Source organism: Type-A symbiont of Plautia stali (assembly GCF_059731155.1).
The window spans coordinates 2,469,184-2,486,014 of record NZ_AP035891.1; the positions used below are offsets into that span (position 1 = coordinate 2,469,184).

The following is a 16,831-nucleotide window of genomic DNA, read 5'->3' on the forward strand; positions in this document are numbered from 1 at the left end:
GGCGTTACCGATAATACTTCACAGTGTGCTGATTAAGCATGCTGCGAAGTATTTGCTCTTTAACAATCAGGAACAAGCTGAAAATTTGAAACGACGCGTCGCGTTCATTCTCCGTAATAAGAATGAAGTGGCGATGCGTTCGAGTCTCTCAAAAGCTTACAGCTTACAAGCAACTGTGATGCCGTTATGGCAGACAGATAAACGCCTGTGGGTTGTGAGGTTAAGCGACTAAGCGTACACGGTGGATGCCCTGGCAGTCAGAGGCGATGAAGGACGTGCTAATCTGCGAAAAGCGACGGTAAGGTGATTATGAACCGCTACAGCCGTCGATGTCCGAATGGGGAAACCCAATGCACTTGTGCATTATCGTTAACTGAATACATAGGTTAACGAGGCGAACCGGGGGAACTGAAACATCTAAGTACCCCGAGGAAAAAAAATCAACCGAGATTCCCCCAGTAGCGGCGAGCGAACGGGGAGCAGCCCAGGACCTGAATCAGCTTGTGCATCAGTGGAAGCGTCTGGAAAGTCGCGCGATACCGGGTGACAGCCCCGTACACGAAGATGCATAAGTTGTGAGTCCGACGAGTAGGGCGGGACACGTGGTATCCTGTCTGAACATGGGGGGACCATCCTCCAAGGCTAAATACTCCTGACTGACCGATAGTGAACAAGTACCGTGAGGGAAAGGCGAAAAGAACCCCGGCGAGGGGAGTGAAACAGAACCTGAAACCGTGTACGTACAAGCAGTGGAAGCCTACTTGTTAGGTGACTGCGTACCTTTTGTATAATGGGTCAGCGACTTATATTCTGTAGCAAGGTTAACCGCATAGGGGAGCCGAAGGGAAACCGAGTCTTAATTGGGCGTTAAGTTGCAGGGTATAGACCCGAAACCCGGTGATCTAGCCATGGGCAGGTTGAAGGTTGGGTAACACTAACTGGAGGACCGAACCGACTAATGTTGAAAAATTAGCGGATGACTTGTGGCTGGGGGTGAAAGGCCAATCAAACCGGGAGATAGCTGGTTCTCCCCGAAAGCTATTTAGGTAGCGCCTCGTGAACTCATCTCCGGGGGTAGAGCACTGTTTCGGCTAGGGGGCCATCCCGGCTTACCAAGCCGATGCAAACTGCGAATACCGGAGAATGTTATCACGGGAGACACACGGCGGGTGCTAACGTCCGTCGTGAAGAGGGAAACAACCCAGACCGCCAGCTAAGGTCCCAAAGTCATGGTTAAGTGGGAAACGATGTGGGAAGGCAAAGACAGCCAGGATGTTGGCTTAGAAGCAGCCATCATTTAAAGAAAGCGTAATAGCTCACTGGTCGAGTCGGCCTGCGCGGAAGATGTAACGGGGCTAAACCATGCACCGAAGCTGCGGCAGCGACGCTTATGCGTTGTTGGGTAGGGGAGCGTTCTGTAAGCCGCTGAAGGTGTGCTGTGAGGCACGCTGGAGGTATCAGAAGTGCGAATGCTGACATAAGTAACGATAAAGCGGGTGAAAAGCCCGCTCGCCGGAAGACCAAGGGTTCCTGTCCAACGTTAATCGGGGCAGGGTGAGTCGACCCCTAAGGCGAGGCTGAAAAGCGTAGTTGATGGGAAACAGGTTAATATTCCTGTACTTGGTGTTACTGCGAAGGGGGGACGGAGAAGGCTAGGTTATCCGGGCGACGGTTGTCCCGGTTTAAGCGGGCAGGTGTGAAGACCAGGCAAATCCGGTCTTCTTTAACACTGAGGCGTGACGACAAGCCGCTACGGCGGTGAAGTAACTGATGCCCTGCTTCCAGGAAAAGCCTCTAAGCTCCAGGTAACACGAAATCGTACCCCAAACCGACACAGGTGGTCAGGTAGAGAATACCAAGGCGCTTGAGAGAACTCGGGTGAAGGAACTAGGCAAAATGGTGCCGTAACTTCGGGAGAAGGCACGCTGGCGCGTAGGTGAAGGGACTTGCTCCCGGAGCCGAGGCCAGTCGAAGATACCAGCTGGCTGCAACTGTTTATTAAAAACACAGCACTGTGCAAACACGAAAGTGGACGTATACGGTGTGACGCCTGCCCGGTGCCGGAAGGTTAATTGATGGGGTTATCCGCAAGGAGAAGCTCTTGATCGAAGCCCCGGTAAACGGCGGCCGTAACTATAACGGTCCTAAGGTAGCGAAATTCCTTGTCGGGTAAGTTCCGACCTGCACGAATGGCGTAATGATGGCCAGGCTGTCTCCACCCGAGACTCAGTGAAATTGAAATCGCTGTGAAGATGCAGTGTACCCGCGGCAAGACGGAAAGACCCCGTGAACCTTTACTATAGCTTGACACTGAACATTGAGCCTTGATGTGTAGGATAGGTGGGAGGCTTTGAAGCGCGGACGCCAGTCTGCGTGGAGCCAACCTTGAAATACCACCCTTTAATGTTTGATGTTCTAACGTAGGCCCGTAATCCGGGCTGCGGACAGTGTCTGGTGGGTAGTTTGACTGGGGCGGTCTCCTCCCAAAGCGTAACGGAGGAGCACGAAGGTTGGCTAATCCTGGTCGGACATCAGGAGGTTAGTGCAATGGCATAAGCCAGCTTGACTGCGAGAGTGACGGCTCGAGCAGGTGCGAAAGCAGGTCATAGTGATCCGGTGGTTCTGAATGGAAGGGCCATCGCTCAACGGATAAAAGGTACTCCGGGGATAACAGGCTGATACCGCCCAAGAGTTCATATCGACGGCGGTGTTTGGCACCTCGATGTCGGCTCATCACATCCTGGGGCTGAAGTAGGTCCCAAGGGTACGGCTGTTCGCCGTTTAAAGTGGTACGCGAGCTGGGTTTAGAACGTCGTGAGACAGTTCGGTCCCTATCTGCCGTGGGCGCTGGAGAATTGAGGGGGGTTGCTCCTAGTACGAGAGGACCGGAGTGAACGCACCGCTGGTGTTCGGGTTGTCATGCCAATGGCACTGCCCGGTAGCTAAGTGCGGAAGAGATAAGTGCTGAAAGCATCTAAGCACGAAACTTGCCCCGAGATGAGTTCTCCCTGACCCCTTGAGGGTCCTGAAGGGACGTTGAAGACGACGACGTTGATAGGCCGGGTGTGTAAGCGCAGCGATGCGTTGAGCTAACCGGTACTAATGACCCGTGAGGCTTAACCTTACAACGCCAGAGGCGTTTTAAGCTGAGAGACAGAAAGAATTTTCAGTTTGTGACGGATAAAATTAGCGGAAACGAAAGATTTTGCGCTGAGGCAACGCAGCATCAGTGAAAAATATTCGTTTCGAGCACCAGAATTTGCCTGGCGGCAACAGCGCGGTGGTCCCACCTGACCCCATGCCGAACTCAGAAGTGAAACGCCGTAGCGCCGATGGTAGTGTGGGGCCTCCCCATGCGAGAGTAGGGAACTGCCAGGCATCAAACAAGTAAAGAAGCCCCGAACCTTCGTTCGGGGCTTTTTTACGTCTGTACTTCAGCAAATTTCCCGCTAAAAACGCGAAAACTCCCCACTGTAAAACCGTGTAATCGGGTAAACTACGGCCAGATTAATCAGTAAAGGCCGTAACATGTCCAGCCCTCAGACTTCCCTGAAAGCGTTCAACACACTGGGTCTTGCAATCGCGGCTGAAAAGCTTGTTGTTGCGGATAGCGCAGAAGCCATTTCCTCAGCCTGGCACGCCAGCCAGCAAAATAATCAGCCGTTTATGGTGCTTGGCGAGGGCAGTAACGTCCTGTTCCTCGGGGATTTTGCCGGCTGCGTGGTGATTAACGCGATTAAAGGCATCACCCTGGAAGAGCACGACGAAGCCTGGCATCTGCACGTTGGTGCTGGCGAAAACTGGCATCAGTTGGTTGAGCACACTCTAAAGAAAGGCCTCACCGGGCTGGAAAATCTGGCGCTGATTCCAGGCGTGACGGGATCGGCACCCATCCAGAACATTGGCGCTTACGGTGTTGAATTTAAAGATATTTGCCAGTACGTCGAGGTTTTACTCCTGCCGGATAGCAAAGTCACGCGTCTGCACCGTGATGAGTGCCAGTTTGGCTATCGCGACAGCATCTTCAAACACGCGATGAAGCACGACTATGTGATTGTGGCCGTCGGGCTGCGTCTGGCCAAGCAGTGGAAACCGGTGCTGAGCTATGGCGATCTGGCGAAGCTCAATCCCGCCACAGTATGCGCGTGGGACGTATTCAATGCGGTGTGCCACATGCGGCAAAGTAAGCTGCCCGATCCGCGCGTAACAGGCAACGTGGGCAGTTTCTTTAAAAACCCCCTGATTTCCATTCAGCAGGCAGAGGCATTGCTCACGCACTATCCTGCTATGCCGCACTATCCACAGCAGAATGGTGAGGTCAAGCTGGCCGCGGGTTGGTTGATCGATCAGTGTGCATTGAAAGGCTATCGTCTCGGTGGCGCGGCGGTGCACCGTCAGCAGGCACTGGTACTGATCAATGAAGAGAATGCCACACCGCAGGATATTGTCGCCCTGGCCCATCATGTGCGTCAGGAGGTGGGGAAAATATTTGCCGTGTGGCTGGAGCCAGAGGTGCGCTTTATTGGCGCGCAGGGCGAGCGTAACGCCGTCGAGGTGATTTCATGAAAGATCATAGCGTTCCATTAAAACTGGTCGCCCTGCTGGCCGATGGCGAATTCCACTCTGGCGAACAGCTGGGTGAAGCGCTCGGTATGAGCCGCGCTGCCGTGAATAAACATATTCAGACGCTGAAAAGCTGGGGCCTGGATGTTTACACCGTGACAGGGAAAGGTTACAGCCTGCCAGCGCCCATTCAGCTGCTGAATGAAGAGGCGATACTGGCGCATCTGCATCAGGCGGATCTGGCGGTGATTCCGGTTATTGACTCAACGAATCAGTATTTACTCGATCGCATGGACCAACTGAACTCCGGCTATGCGTCTATCGCGGAATATCAACAGGCCGGGCGCGGCCGGCGCGGACGTAAATGGTTCTCGCCGTTTGGGGCCAATCTCTACATGTCCATGTACTGGCGACTGGAGCAGGGGCCAGCTGCGGCAATGGGCCTGAGTCTGGTGATTGGTATCGTGATGGCAGAGGTTATCCAGTCGCTGGGCGCGGCAGACGTTCGCGTTAAGTGGCCAAATGACCTCTATCTGCAGGATCGTAAGCTGGCGGGTATTCTGGTTGAGCTCACAGGTAAAACCGGCGATGCGGCGCAAATTGTCATGGGCGCGGGGATCAACCTGGTGATGCGGAGCGAAGGCACGGCGGAAATCAATCAGGGTTGGATCAATCTGCAGGAAGCGGGCATCGAGATCAATCGTAACGAACTCGCCGCTAGGTTGATAAACCGTCTGCGTGAAGCTTTACCGTTGTTTGAACGGGATGGTCTGGCGCCGTTTGTCGGCCGCTGGGAAGCGCTGGATAACTTTATCCATCGTCCGGTAAAACTGCTGATTGGCGATCGTGAAGCGCATGGCATTGCGCGCGGGATTGATAAGCAGGGCGGTTTATTGCTGGAACAGGATGGTGAGATTAAATCCTGGGTCGGTGGCGAGATCTCATTACGCCCAGCTAATTAACACGGTAAACAATGACGCATTAAACGCCCTGATAAAGCAGGGCGTTTATAAATACTATTTTCGCAACCGCACGCTTTGCACGGCATGGTCAGCAGACTTCGTCATGATCAAGCTGGCCCGCTCACGCGTGGGTAAGATGTTTTCTTTTAAATTCAGCGAGTTAATCTCTTTCCATAACCCGCGTGCAATATTCTCTGCTTCCTCTTCGGGCAGCTGAGAATAGTGGTGGAAATAAGAGTCCGGGTCGCTAAATGCCCCTTCGCGGAATTTAAGAAAGCGATTAACGTACCAGCGCTCTAATAAGTTTTCTGGCGCATCGACATATATTGAAAAGTCGACGAAATCTGAGACAAATACATGATGCGGATCGTGCGGATAATCCATACCGCTCTGCAGGACGTTCAGCCCTTCCAGAATCAGGATGTCTGGCTGCTGCACCACCTTATCGCCATCCGGGATGACATCGTAAATCAGGTGTGAATACACCGGTGCGGTGACCTGACTGGCGCCCGATTTCAAATCCGATACGAACTTCACCAGTCGATGCATATCATACGACTGCGGGAAGCCTTTCTTTTTCATCAGGCCGCGCTCTTTCAGCACCGCATTAGGGTGCAAAAAGCCATCGGTGGTGATGAGTTCCACCTTGCGGTGCTCGGGCCAGCGGCTAAGCAGCGCCTGTAACACGCGCGCGGTGGTGCTTTTACCGACGGCGACACTGCCGGCAATACTGATAATGTAAGGGATCTTCTGGCCATTGGTGCCGAGGAACTGCTCCAGCACCGCCTGACGGCGCAGATTCGAGCTGATATAGAAGTTCAGCAGACGTGATAGCGGCAGGTAGATCTCGGCAACTTCTTCCAGCGAAAGATCTTCATTAATACCGCGCAGCCGTTCAATTTCGCTGGCGGCCAGCGTCATCGGTACGGAATCTCGCAGCGCAGCCCATTGCTGGCGATCAAACTGCAGGTAGGGCGTCGTCAGTGGCGTCGTTTTTTTACTCATAAGCATGCATCTGGCCGCAAATTCTGGCTCATCAACACCTTGCAGCAACAGGCATACAGCGATGTGCCGAACTCAGTTGCACGTCACAGGGGTAATTTAACGAGAACAATGGGCAGGAGGGTAACACCAGTGTGACTTTAAAAAGAAGCAAAATGATAAACCTGAGCACGCTTTCGTAAGCAGGCCCGCATTTTTATGATCATAGCATTAGGCTGATGCGGTATTAAAGAATAATCAGGCCGTGGGCTGGCGGAAAAACACACCATGTTTGCTGCTTTTTGCTGCGCTGGCGGGGCGTTTTGCGAGGATTTGCACAAATAGTAAGCGGTAGTGCAAATTTAGCAATTTTTTTGTTGCATCCTGAACCCGGTCTTCCTAGAATGCGCGTCACTTGATGCCGGCTTAGCTCAGTTGGTAGAGCAACTGACTTGTAATCAGTAGGTCACCAGTTCGATTCCGGTAGCCGGCACCATCGGTGGGATTCCCGAGCGGCCAAAGGGAGCAGACTGTAAATCTGCCGTCACAGACTTCGAAGGTTCGAATCCTTCTCCCACCACCATCTCAACCTCTCGGTTGAGCGTCAGATAAAGGCTTATCTGATGGGTGAGTTCAACTCTCTCACCTTCGAATTCAGATTGCGCAGTAGCGTGATCACCGTCAGTCAGAAACTCTGACTGGCTCGAATAATAGAAGGTCTTCTTTTATTATTCATAAGCTACAGAAAGAACAGGTAGCCAAGTTCCAGGATGCGGGCATCGTATAATGGCTATTACCTCAGCCTTCCAAGCTGATGATGCGGGTTCGATTCCCGCTGCCCGCTCCAGATGTGCTGATATGGCTCAGTTGGTAGAGCGCACCCTTGGTAAGGGTGAGGTCCCCAGTTCGACTCTGGGTATCAGCACCACTTCCTTTATCTCTCTCCTGATTCTCTCTCTGTAAAACTAACATCAGGTTTTGCCTAGTTAATGTGACGATATCTTTGATATATCCGTGTCTTAGAGGGACAAGCGATGGCTAAAGAGCAATTTCAACGTAACAAACTGCACGTAAACGTGGGCACCATCGGTCACGTCGACCACGGTAAAACCACTCTGACTGCTGCAATCACCACCGTTCTGGCTAAAACCTACGGCGGCCAGGCGCGTGCATTCGATCAGATCGATAACGCGCCAGAAGAGAAGGCTCGTGGTATCACCATCAACACCTCTCACGTTGAATATGAAACCCCGACCCGTCACTACGCACACGTTGACTGCCCAGGCCACGCCGACTATGTGAAAAACATGATCACCGGTGCTGCGCAGATGGACGGCGCGATCTTGGTTGTTGCGGCGACTGATGGCCCAATGCCTCAGACCCGTGAGCACATCCTGCTGGGTCGTCAGGTTGGCGTTCCTTACATCATCGTGTTCCTGAACAAGTGCGACATGGTTGATGACGAAGAGCTGCTGGAACTGGTTGAGATGGAAGTGCGTGACCTGCTGTCTGCTTACGACTTCCCTGGCGACGATACCCCAATCGTACGTGGTTCTGCACTGAAAGCGCTGGAAGGCGACGCTGAGTGGGAAGCGAAAATCGTTGAGCTGGCTGAGCACTTGGATAACTACATCCCGGATCCAGTACGTGCTATCGACCTGCCGTTCCTGTTGCCAATCGAAGACGTATTCTCAATCTCTGGCCGTGGTACCGTTGTTACCGGTCGTGTTGAGCGCGGCATCGTGAAAGTGGGCGACGAAGTAGAAATCGTGGGTATCAAAGCGACTGCCAAGTCTACCTGTACCGGTGTTGAAATGTTCCGCAAACTGCTGGACCAGGGTCAGGCAGGCGAGAACTGTGGTGTTCTGCTTCGCGGTATCAAGCGTGAAGAGATCCAGCGTGGTCAGGTTCTGGCTAAGCCAGGTACTATCAAGCCACACACCCAGTTCGAGTCAGAAGTTTACGTTCTGTCTAAAGACGAAGGCGGCCGTCATACTCCGTTCTTCAAAGGCTACCGTCCACAGTTCTACTTCCGTACCACTGACGTAACCGGTTCAGTAGAGCTGCCAGAGGGCGTTGAGATGGTAATGCCAGGCGACAACATCAAAATGGTTGTTACCCTGATCCATCCAATCGCAATGGACGAAGGTCTGCGCTTCGCTATCCGCGAAGGCGGCCGTACCGTTGGCGCGGGCGTTGTTGCTAAAGTTATCGCGTAATAGCGATAATATTTGACGCAATGCACACGGAAAGGGCATCATTTGATGCCCTTTTTGTACGCTGTTAACCAGAACTTGGCTCATCAGTGATTTTCGATCATAATCATTGCTGAGACAGGCTCTGTATTACGGCGCTGGATACCGAGTTATGCCCAAAAGCGCATTCGGTTTGGATGCCTCGCTCTGCGGGGCAGAATAGTTTCTGAATTATTGTGGCAGGTTGGTTTATGAGTGCGAATACCGAAGCTCAAGGGAGCGGGCGCGGCCTAGAAGCGGTAAAGTGGGTAGTTGTGATCGCATTGCTGCTGGTAGCAATCGTCGGTAACTACCTGTATCGCGATGTGACACTGCCTTTACGCGCGCTGGCTGTCGTGGTGTTGATCGCTGCGGCGGGCGGCATTGCGTTGCTGACTACCAAAGGCAAAGCAACCGTGGCTTTTGTACGTGAAGCAAGAACCGAAATGCGTAAGGTCATCTGGCCAACTTGCCAGGAAACATTGCACACCACGTTAATCGTTGCCGCGGTCACTGCCGTGATGTCACTGATTTTGTGGGGGCTGGATGGTATCCTGGTCCGTCTGGTATCGTTTATCACTGGCCTGAGGTTCTGAGATGTCTGAAGCTCCAAAAAAACGCTGGTACGTCGTTCAGGCGTTTTCCGGTTTTGAAGCCCGCGTAGCCAAGTCGCTGCAAGAGCATATCAAACTGCACAACATGGAAGAACTGTTTGGCGAAGTCATGGTGCCGACTGAAGAAGTCGTGGAAATCCGTGGCGGCCAGCGTCGCAAAAGCGAACGCAAATTCTTCCCTGGTTACGTACTGGTCCAGATGGTGATGAATGACGCCAGCTGGCACTTAGTGCGCAGTGTACCGCGTGTAATGGGCTTCATTGGTGGTACCTCTGACCGTCCGGCACCGATCAGTGATAAAGAAGTGGATGCGATCATGAACCGCCTGCAGCAGGTGGGTGATAAGCCGCGTCCGAAAACGCTGTTCGAGCCAGGCGAGATGGTGCGTGTCAACGACGGCCCGTTTGCCGACTTCAACGGTGTGGTCGAAGAAGTGGATTACGAGAAGAGCCGCCTGAAGGTTTCTGTTTCTATCTTCGGCCGTGCAACGCCGGTAGAACTCGACTTTGCTCAGGTGGAGAAAGGCTAAGCCTTTTGTTCACTTTTTAGCTCTTGCGGAAGGCGCGAAATTTACCTATAATTTCGCGCCTTTTGTTTTTGCGCTGGCAACAGCGTGTAAATCGTTATCACGGGGAGCCTGTTCGCCAGGCGCTATACCCAATAGAGGAAATATCATGGCCAAGAAAGTACAAGCCTACGTCAAGCTGCAGGTTGCAGCTGGTATGGCTAACCCGAGCCCACCGGTTGGTCCGGCTCTGGGTCAGCAGGGTGTTAACATCATGGAATTCTGTAAAGCGTTCAACGCCAAAACAGAATCATTGGAAAAGGGTCTGCCGACGCCAGTTGTTATCACCGTATACAGCGACCGTTCTTTCACCTTCGTTACCAAAACGCCTCCGGCTGCCGTTCTGCTGAAAAAAGCAGCAAGCATCAAGTCTGGTTCTGGTAAGCCGAACAAAGATAAAGTCGGTAAAGTAACTCGTGCTCAGGTACGTGAAATCGCAGAAACCAAAGCTGCGGACATGACTGGTGCTGACGTAGAAGCGATGACTCGCTCTATCGAAGGTACTGCTCGTTCCATGGGCTTGGTAGTGGAGGACTAAGAAATGGCTAAGCTGACCAAGCGCATGCGCGTGATCCGTGACAAAGTTGATGCGACTAAACAGTATGACATCAACGAAGCTGTTGCTCTGCTGAAAGAACTGGCTACCGCTAAATTCGTAGAGAGCGTGGACGTTGCTATTAACCTCGGCATTGATGCACGTAAATCTGACCAGAACGTGCGCGGCGCGACCGTTCTGCCACACGGTACTGGTCGTTCAGTACGTGTTGCCGTCTTTACCCAGGACGCAAACGCTGAAGCTGCTAAAGCAGCTGGCGCTGAGCTGGTAGGTATGGAAGATCTGGCTGATCAGATCAAGAAAGGCGAAATGAACTTTGACGTTGTTATTGCCTCTCCGGATGCAATGCGCGTTGTTGGCCAGCTGGGCCAGGTTCTGGGCCCACGTGGTCTGATGCCAAACCCGAAAGTCGGTACCGTAACCCCTAACGTTGCTGAAGCTGTGAAAAACGCTAAAGCGGGTCAGGTTCGTTACCGTAACGACAAAAACGGCATCATCCACACCACCATCGGTAAAGTAGACTTCGATGCTGACAAACTGAAAGAAAACCTGGAATCTCTGCTGGTTGCGCTGAAAAAAGCCAAACCTGCTCAGGCGAAAGGCGTGTACATCAAGAAAGTCAGCATCTCTACCACCATGGGCGCCGGCGTTACCGTTGACCAAGCTGGTCTGAACGCAGCAGCAAACTAATTGCTGCTTGTAACGGGCGAAAAATTTATCTAGAATCTTACGCCCGTTGTTCTGGTTGATCCGTCAATCCAGAACCCAAATTCATAGTCGCGGAGTGCACAGGTCTAAACACCTTGTCATTCAGCGACTAAGGTTGGAGCCAGGCCTGATCCTAGCCTCCGTCTAAGACCGCAGGAGCAGAACCTCTTCGGAAGTGATGCTTAATATCCTGCGTAGACGGTGACAGAACCAAAAAGAATTTTTTCTTCACTGGATTCTGCTCACCGTGTAACGCGCTTACGGCCTTCGGGTGTGTAAGTGAAGTGAGTTCCGGAAAATTTTCCCGGTCAAATCTAGGAGCAAAGCTAATGGCATTAAATCTTCAAGGCAAACAAGCAATTGTTGCTGAAGTTAGCGAAGTAGCCAAAGGCGCGCTTTCAGCGGTTGTTGCGGATTCCCGTGGCGTTACCGTTGATAAAATGACTGAACTGCGTAAAGCAGGTCGTGAAGCTGGCGTCTACATGCGTGTTGTTCGTAACACCCTGCTGCGCCGCGTCGTTGAAGGTACTCCATTCGAGTGCCTGAAAGACACGTTTGTTGGTCCGACCCTGATTGCATACTCTATGGAATACCCGGGCGCTGCTGCTCGTCTGTTCAAAGAGTTCGCGAAAGCGAATGCAAACTTTGAGGTCAAAGCTGCAGCCTTTGAAGGTGAGCTGATCCCGGCGGCACAAATTGACCGTCTGGCAACGCTGCCGACTTACGAAGAAGCACTGGCACGTCTGATGTCGACCATGAAAGAAGCTGCTGCTGGCAAGCTGGTCCGCACTCTGGCTGCTGTTCGCGACGCGAAAGAAGCGGCTTAAGGCCAGATTCTTTTTCTTCGTACTTGCTAACGTATAAACTTTTACTGATTCTTAGGAACAATTGTCATGTCTATCACTAAAGATCAAATCCTGGAAGCCGTTGCAGCTATGTCCGTAATGGAAGTAGTTGAGCTGGTTTCTGCTATGGAAGAAAAATTCGGCGTTTCTGCTGCTGCTGCTGCTGTAGCTGTTGCTGCTGGCCCGGCTGAAGCTGTTGAAGAGAAAACTGAATTCGACGTTATCCTGAAAGCTGCTGGCGCGAACAAAGTTGCTGTAATCAAAGCCGTTCGTGGCGCAACTGGTCTGGGTCTGAAAGAAGCTAAAGACCTGGTTGAAGCTGCTCCAGCTGCAATCAAAGAAGGCATCAGCAAAGAGGACGCAGCTGCACTTGAAGCTACTCTGAAAGAAGCTGGCGCTGAAGTTGAAGTTAAGTAAGACAACCCTCGGGTTGCAGTCTGCGTAAACAGACTGATGGCTGGTGACTTTTTGGTCACCAGCCTTTTTGCGCTACAGGGGAACGATGGCGTTTCGCACTGTTTGTCCATTGTTCCTCTTCAATATCTTTTTCTATCGACGACTTAATATACCGCTTTCCTGTGAGGGTTCCCTGCCTGCGCAACGGCGATGAAATGATTTAAGAGTGATAGAAAGATGTATTGCATGGGGTGCCGCGCATCGCATGAAAAACAAAATAGTGTTGCATGAACTGTCCCTTCAGGACGGACAGCGTGGGTCGACTTGTCAGCTAGCTGAGGAACCCTATGGTTTACTCCTATACCGAGAAAAAACGTATTCGTAAGGATTTTGGTAAACGTCCACAAGTACTGGATGTGCCTTATCTCCTTTCTATCCAGCTTGACTCGTTCCAGAAGTTTATCGAGCAAGATCCAGAAGGCCAGTACGGTCTGGAAGCAGCCTTCCGTTCCGTGTTCCCAATCGCGAGCTACAGCGGCAACTCTGAGTTGCAGTATGTCAGCTACCGTCTGGGTGAGCCGGTGTTTGACGTGACAGAATGTCAGATCCGTGGCGTGACGTACTCCGCACCGCTGCGCGTTAAACTGCGTCTGGTGATCTACGTGCGCGAAGCGCCGGAAGGCACCGTAAAAGACATCAAAGAACAAGAAGTGTACATGGGCGAAATTCCGCTCATGACCGACAACGGTACCTTTGTCATCAACGGTACTGAGCGTGTTATCGTTTCTCAGCTGCATCGTAGTCCTGGCGTATTCTTTGACAGCGATAAGGGTAAAACGCACTCTTCCGGTAAAGTGCTGTATAACGCACGTATTATCCCTTACCGCGGTTCATGGCTCGACTTCGAGTTTGACCCGAAAGACAACCTGTTCGTCCGTATTGACCGTCGTCGTAAGCTGCCGGCCAGTATCATCCTGCGCGCGCTGGATTACACCACTGAGCAGATTCTCGATCTGTTCTTCGAAAAAGTGGTCTTTGAAATCCGCGACAACAAGCTGCAGATGGAACTGGTGCCTGAGCGCCTGCGTGGTGAAACCGCCTCCTTCGACATCGAAGCCAACGGCACGGTCTACGTTGAGAAAGGTCGTCGCATTACTGCGCGCCACATCCGTCAGCTGGAAAAAGACAACATTCAGCACATCGAAGTGCCGGTCGAGTACATCGCGGGCAAAGTGGTCGCGAAAGATTACATCGATCTGAACACCGGTGAGCTGATCGTGCCTGCGAACATGGAGCTGTCACTGGATCTGCTGGCTAAACTGAGCCAGTCCGGTCACAAGCGCATCGAAACCCTGTTCACCAACGACCTGGATCACGGCTCGTACATTTCTGAGACGCTGCGCGTTGACCCAACCAACGATCGCCTGAGCGCGCTGGTTGAGATCTACCGCATGATGCGTCCTGGCGAGCCGCCAACGCGTGAAGCCGCAGAAAACCTGTTTGAGAACCTGTTCTTCTCCGAAGAACGTTACGATCTGTCGGCCGTTGGCCGCATGAAGTTCAACCGTTCTCTGCTGCGTGACGAGATCGAAGGTTCCGGTATCCTGAGCAAAGACGACATCATCGAAGTGATGAAGAAGCTCATCGGTATCCGTAACGGTATTGGCGAAGTGGATGATATCGACCACCTCGGCAACCGGCGTATCCGTTCCGTCGGCGAAATGGCGGAAAACCAGTTCCGCGTTGGCTTGGTGCGTGTAGAGCGTGCCGTGAAAGAGCGTCTGTCTCTGGGCGACCTCGACACGCTGATGCCACAGGACATGATCAACGCCAAGCCAATTTCGGCCGCGGTGAAAGAGTTCTTTGGTTCCAGCCAGCTGTCTCAGTTTATGGACCAGAACAACCCGCTGTCTGAGATTACGCACAAACGTCGTATCTCTGCTCTGGGCCCAGGCGGTCTGACCCGTGAACGCGCCAGCTTCGAAGTGCGTGACGTACACCCGACTCACTACGGTCGCGTATGTCCAATCGAAACCCCGGAAGGTCCGAACATCGGTCTGATCAACTCACTCTCTGTTTACGCGCAGACTAACGAATACGGCTTCCTCGAAACGCCGTACCGCCGCGTGGTTGACGGTAAAGTGAGTGATGAAATTCATTACCTCTCTGCAATCGAAGAGGGTAACTACGTTATCGCTCAGGCGAACACCAACCTCGCAGATGACGGCAGCTTTGTTGACGATCTCGTCACCTGCCGTAGCAAAGGTGAATCGAGCCTGTTCAGCCGCGATCAGGTTGACTACATGGACGTTTCCACCCAGCAGGTGGTTTCTGTCGGTGCGTCACTGATCCCGTTCCTAGAGCACGATGATGCTAACCGCGCCCTGATGGGTGCGAACATGCAACGTCAGGCTGTACCTACCCTGCGTGCTGACAAGCCGCTGGTTGGTACCGGTATGGAACGTGCTGTTGCGGTCGACTCCGGTGTAACTGCCGTCGCGAAACGTGGTGGTACCGTGCAGTACGTCGATGCGTCACGTATCGTTATCAAAGTTAACGAAGACGAGATGTATCCGGGCGAAGCAGGTATCGACATCTATAACCTGACCAAGTACACCCGTTCTAACCAGAACACCTGCATCAACCAGATGCCGTGTGTTTCTCTGGGTGAACCTATCGAGCGTGGCGACGTGCTGGCTGACGGCCCGTCTACCGACCTCGGTGAGCTGGCGCTGGGTCAGAACATGCGCGTGGCGTTCATGCCATGGAACGGTTACAACTTCGAAGACTCCATCCTCGTTTCTGAGCGTGTAGTGCAGGAAGACCGTTTCACCACCATCCACATTCAGGAACTGGCTTGCGTGTCGCGTGACACTAAACTGGGGCCGGAAGAGATCACCGCTGACATCCCGAACGTGGGTGAAGCTGCGCTCTCCAAACTGGATGAATCCGGCATCGTGTATATCGGTGCGGAAGTGACCGGTGGCGACATTCTGGTGGGCAAGGTCACGCCGAAAGGTGAAACCCAGCTGACGCCAGAAGAGAAACTGCTGCGTGCGATCTTCGGTGAAAAAGCCTCTGACGTGAAAGACTCGTCACTGCGCGTGCCGAACGGCGTTTCCGGTACGGTTATCGACGTACAGGTCTTCACCCGCGATGGCGTGGAAAAAGACAAGCGCGCGCTGGAAATCGAAGAGATGCAGCTGAAGCAGGCGAAAAAAGACCTGTCTGAAGAACTGCAGATCCTCGAAGCGGGCCTGTTCAGCCGTATCCAGGCCGTCCTGATTTCAGGTGGCGTGGAAGCGGAGAAACTGGACAAGCTGCCACGTGAGCGCTGGCTGCAACTCGGTCTGACCGACGAAGAGAAGCAAAACGCGCTGGAGCAGCTGGCTGAGCAGTATGACGAGCTGAAGCACGAGTTTGAGAAGAAACTCGAAGCGAAGCGTCGTAAGATCACCCAGGGCGACGATCTGGCACCGGGCGTGCTGAAAATCGTCAAGGTGTATCTGGCCGTTAAGCGTCAGATTCAGCCTGGTGACAAAATGGCGGGTCGTCACGGTAACAAAGGTGTTATCTCGAAGATCAACCCAATCGAAGACATGCCATACGATGAGAACGGTACGCCGGTCGACATCGTACTGAACCCGCTGGGCGTACCATCGCGTATGAACATCGGTCAGATTCTGGAAACCCACCTGGGTATGGCGGCGAAAGGCATTGGTGAGAAGATCAATGCGATGCTGAAGAAGCAGGAAGAAGTCGCCAAACTGCGTGAGTTCATCCAGCGTGCTTACGATCTGGGCACCGATGTGCGTCAGACAGTTGACCTGAACACCTTCTCGGACGACGAAGTGCTGCGTCTGGCAGAGAACCTGAAAAAAGGTATGCCAATCGCGACGCCAGTGTTCGACGGTGCGAAAGAGAGCGAAATCAAAGAGCTGCTGCAGCTCGGCGGTCTGCCTTCTTCCGGTCAGATCACCCTGTTCGACGGCCGTACCGGTGAGCAGTTTGAGCGTCAGGTAACCGTAGGTTACATGTACATGCTGAAACTGAACCACCTGGTCGACGACAAGATGCACGCCCGTTCTACCGGCTCTTACAGCCTGGTTACTCAGCAGCCGCTGGGTGGTAAGGCGCAGTTCGGTGGTCAGCGCTTCGGTGAGATGGAAGTGTGGGCACTGGAAGCATACGGTGCCGCGTATACCCTGCAGGAAATGCTTACCGTTAAGTCTGATGACGTCAACGGCCGTACCAAGATGTATAAAAACATCGTTGACGGCAACCATCAGATGGAACCGGGCATGCCGGAATCCTTCAACGTACTGTTGAAAGAGATTCGCTCGCTGGGTATCAACATCGAGCTGGAAGACGAGTAAGCACTCGCAAGTACTGGTTATGGGACGCGCC

Annotated in this window: 11 protein-coding genes, 4 tRNA genes and 2 rRNA genes; 16 read left to right on the forward strand and 1 reads right to left on the reverse strand. The window is 52.9% G+C overall.

The genetic code is table 11. The features are described from left to right. The first annotated feature begins 218 nt into the window (after positions 1-218). From AC6I8M_RS13175 to birA, 4 genes are all read left to right on the forward strand, one after another. Positions 219-3,124, forward strand: a 23S ribosomal RNA gene (locus tag AC6I8M_RS13175). Positions 3,125-3,262: 138 nt separating this feature from the next. After that, positions 3,263-3,378 (forward strand): 5S ribosomal RNA (gene rrf / locus AC6I8M_RS13180). 150 nt (positions 3,379-3,528) lie between these two features. Further along, entirely contained in the window at positions 3,529-4,566 is a 1,038-nt protein-coding gene (gene murB / locus AC6I8M_RS13185) for a UDP-N-acetylmuramate dehydrogenase (RefSeq protein WP_022547086.1), read from the forward strand. Continuing rightward, on the forward strand, positions 4,563-5,525 hold the full coding sequence (gene birA, locus AC6I8M_RS13190) for a bifunctional biotin--[acetyl-CoA-carboxylase] ligase/biotin operon repressor BirA (RefSeq protein WP_022547085.1): 963 nt from the start codon (positions 4,563-4,565) through the stop codon (positions 5,523-5,525). Before murB ends, birA begins: the two co-directional genes overlap by 4 nt. A gap of 54 nt (positions 5,526-5,579) precedes the next feature. Here birA and coaA read toward each other — a convergent pair whose 3' ends face one another. Beyond that, on the reverse strand, positions 5,580-6,530 hold the full coding sequence (gene coaA / locus AC6I8M_RS13195) for a type I pantothenate kinase (protein ID WP_041387009.1): 951 nt from the start codon (positions 6,528-6,530) through the stop codon (positions 5,580-5,582). A gap of 396 nt (positions 6,531-6,926) precedes the next feature. Here coaA and AC6I8M_RS13200 point away from each other — a divergent pair. The 12 genes from AC6I8M_RS13200 to rpoB all read left to right on the forward strand — a co-directional run bounded on the left by AC6I8M_RS13200 (position 6,927) and on the right by rpoB (position 16,800). Next, positions 6,927-7,002, forward strand: a tRNA-Thr gene (locus tag AC6I8M_RS13200). A 2-nt stretch (positions 7,003-7,004) separates the two neighbouring features. Continuing rightward, positions 7,005-7,089: transfer RNA gene (locus AC6I8M_RS13205), tRNA-Tyr, on the forward strand. Positions 7,090-7,278: 189 nt separating this feature from the next. Continuing rightward, a tRNA-Gly gene (locus AC6I8M_RS13210) sits at positions 7,279-7,353 on the forward strand. Between the two features lie 5 nt (positions 7,354-7,358). Further along, positions 7,359-7,434 (forward strand) — tRNA-Thr (locus AC6I8M_RS13215). A gap of 106 nt (positions 7,435-7,540) precedes the next feature. Further along, positions 7,541-8,725 carry an elongation factor Tu gene (tuf, locus tag AC6I8M_RS13220; protein ID WP_022547082.1) on the forward strand — a complete coding sequence of 395 codons (1,185 nt, stop codon included), beginning with the start codon at positions 7,541-7,543 and terminating at the stop codon, positions 8,723-8,725. Positions 8,726-8,952: 227 nt separating this feature from the next. Beyond that, positions 8,953-9,336 (forward strand): preprotein translocase subunit SecE, encoded by a 384-nt coding sequence (gene secE, locus AC6I8M_RS13225; RefSeq protein ID WP_010616909.1) that lies wholly within the window; start codon positions 8,953-8,955, stop codon positions 9,334-9,336. A gap of 1 nt (position 9,337) precedes the next feature. Continuing rightward, positions 9,338-9,883, forward strand: coding sequence for a transcription termination/antitermination protein NusG (gene nusG, locus AC6I8M_RS13230; RefSeq protein WP_010616908.1), 546 nt, complete (start codon positions 9,338-9,340; stop codon positions 9,881-9,883). Positions 9,884-10,028: 145 nt separating this feature from the next. Further along, positions 10,029-10,457 carry a 50S ribosomal protein L11 gene (rplK, locus tag AC6I8M_RS13235; protein ID WP_010616907.1) on the forward strand — a complete coding sequence of 143 codons (429 nt, stop codon included), beginning with the start codon at positions 10,029-10,031 and terminating at the stop codon, positions 10,455-10,457. 3 nt (positions 10,458-10,460) lie between these two features. After that, positions 10,461-11,165, forward strand: a complete 705-nt coding sequence (rplA, locus tag AC6I8M_RS13240; protein ID WP_010616906.1) for a 50S ribosomal protein L1 — start codon at positions 10,461-10,463, stop codon at positions 11,163-11,165. A 347-nt stretch (positions 11,166-11,512) separates the two neighbouring features. Then, positions 11,513-12,010 (forward strand): 50S ribosomal protein L10, encoded by a 498-nt coding sequence (rplJ, locus tag AC6I8M_RS13245; protein ID WP_010616905.1) that lies wholly within the window; start codon positions 11,513-11,515, stop codon positions 12,008-12,010. 66 nt (positions 12,011-12,076) lie between these two features. Beyond that, on the forward strand, positions 12,077-12,445 hold the full coding sequence (rplL, locus tag AC6I8M_RS13250; RefSeq protein WP_010616904.1) for a 50S ribosomal protein L7/L12: 369 nt from the start codon (positions 12,077-12,079) through the stop codon (positions 12,443-12,445). A 326-nt stretch (positions 12,446-12,771) separates the two neighbouring features. Beyond that, a complete protein-coding gene (rpoB, locus tag AC6I8M_RS13255) occupies positions 12,772-16,800 on the forward strand; it encodes a DNA-directed RNA polymerase subunit beta (protein ID WP_010616903.1) in 4,029 nt (1,342 codons plus the stop codon). Positions 16,801-16,831 lie beyond the last annotated feature (31 nt).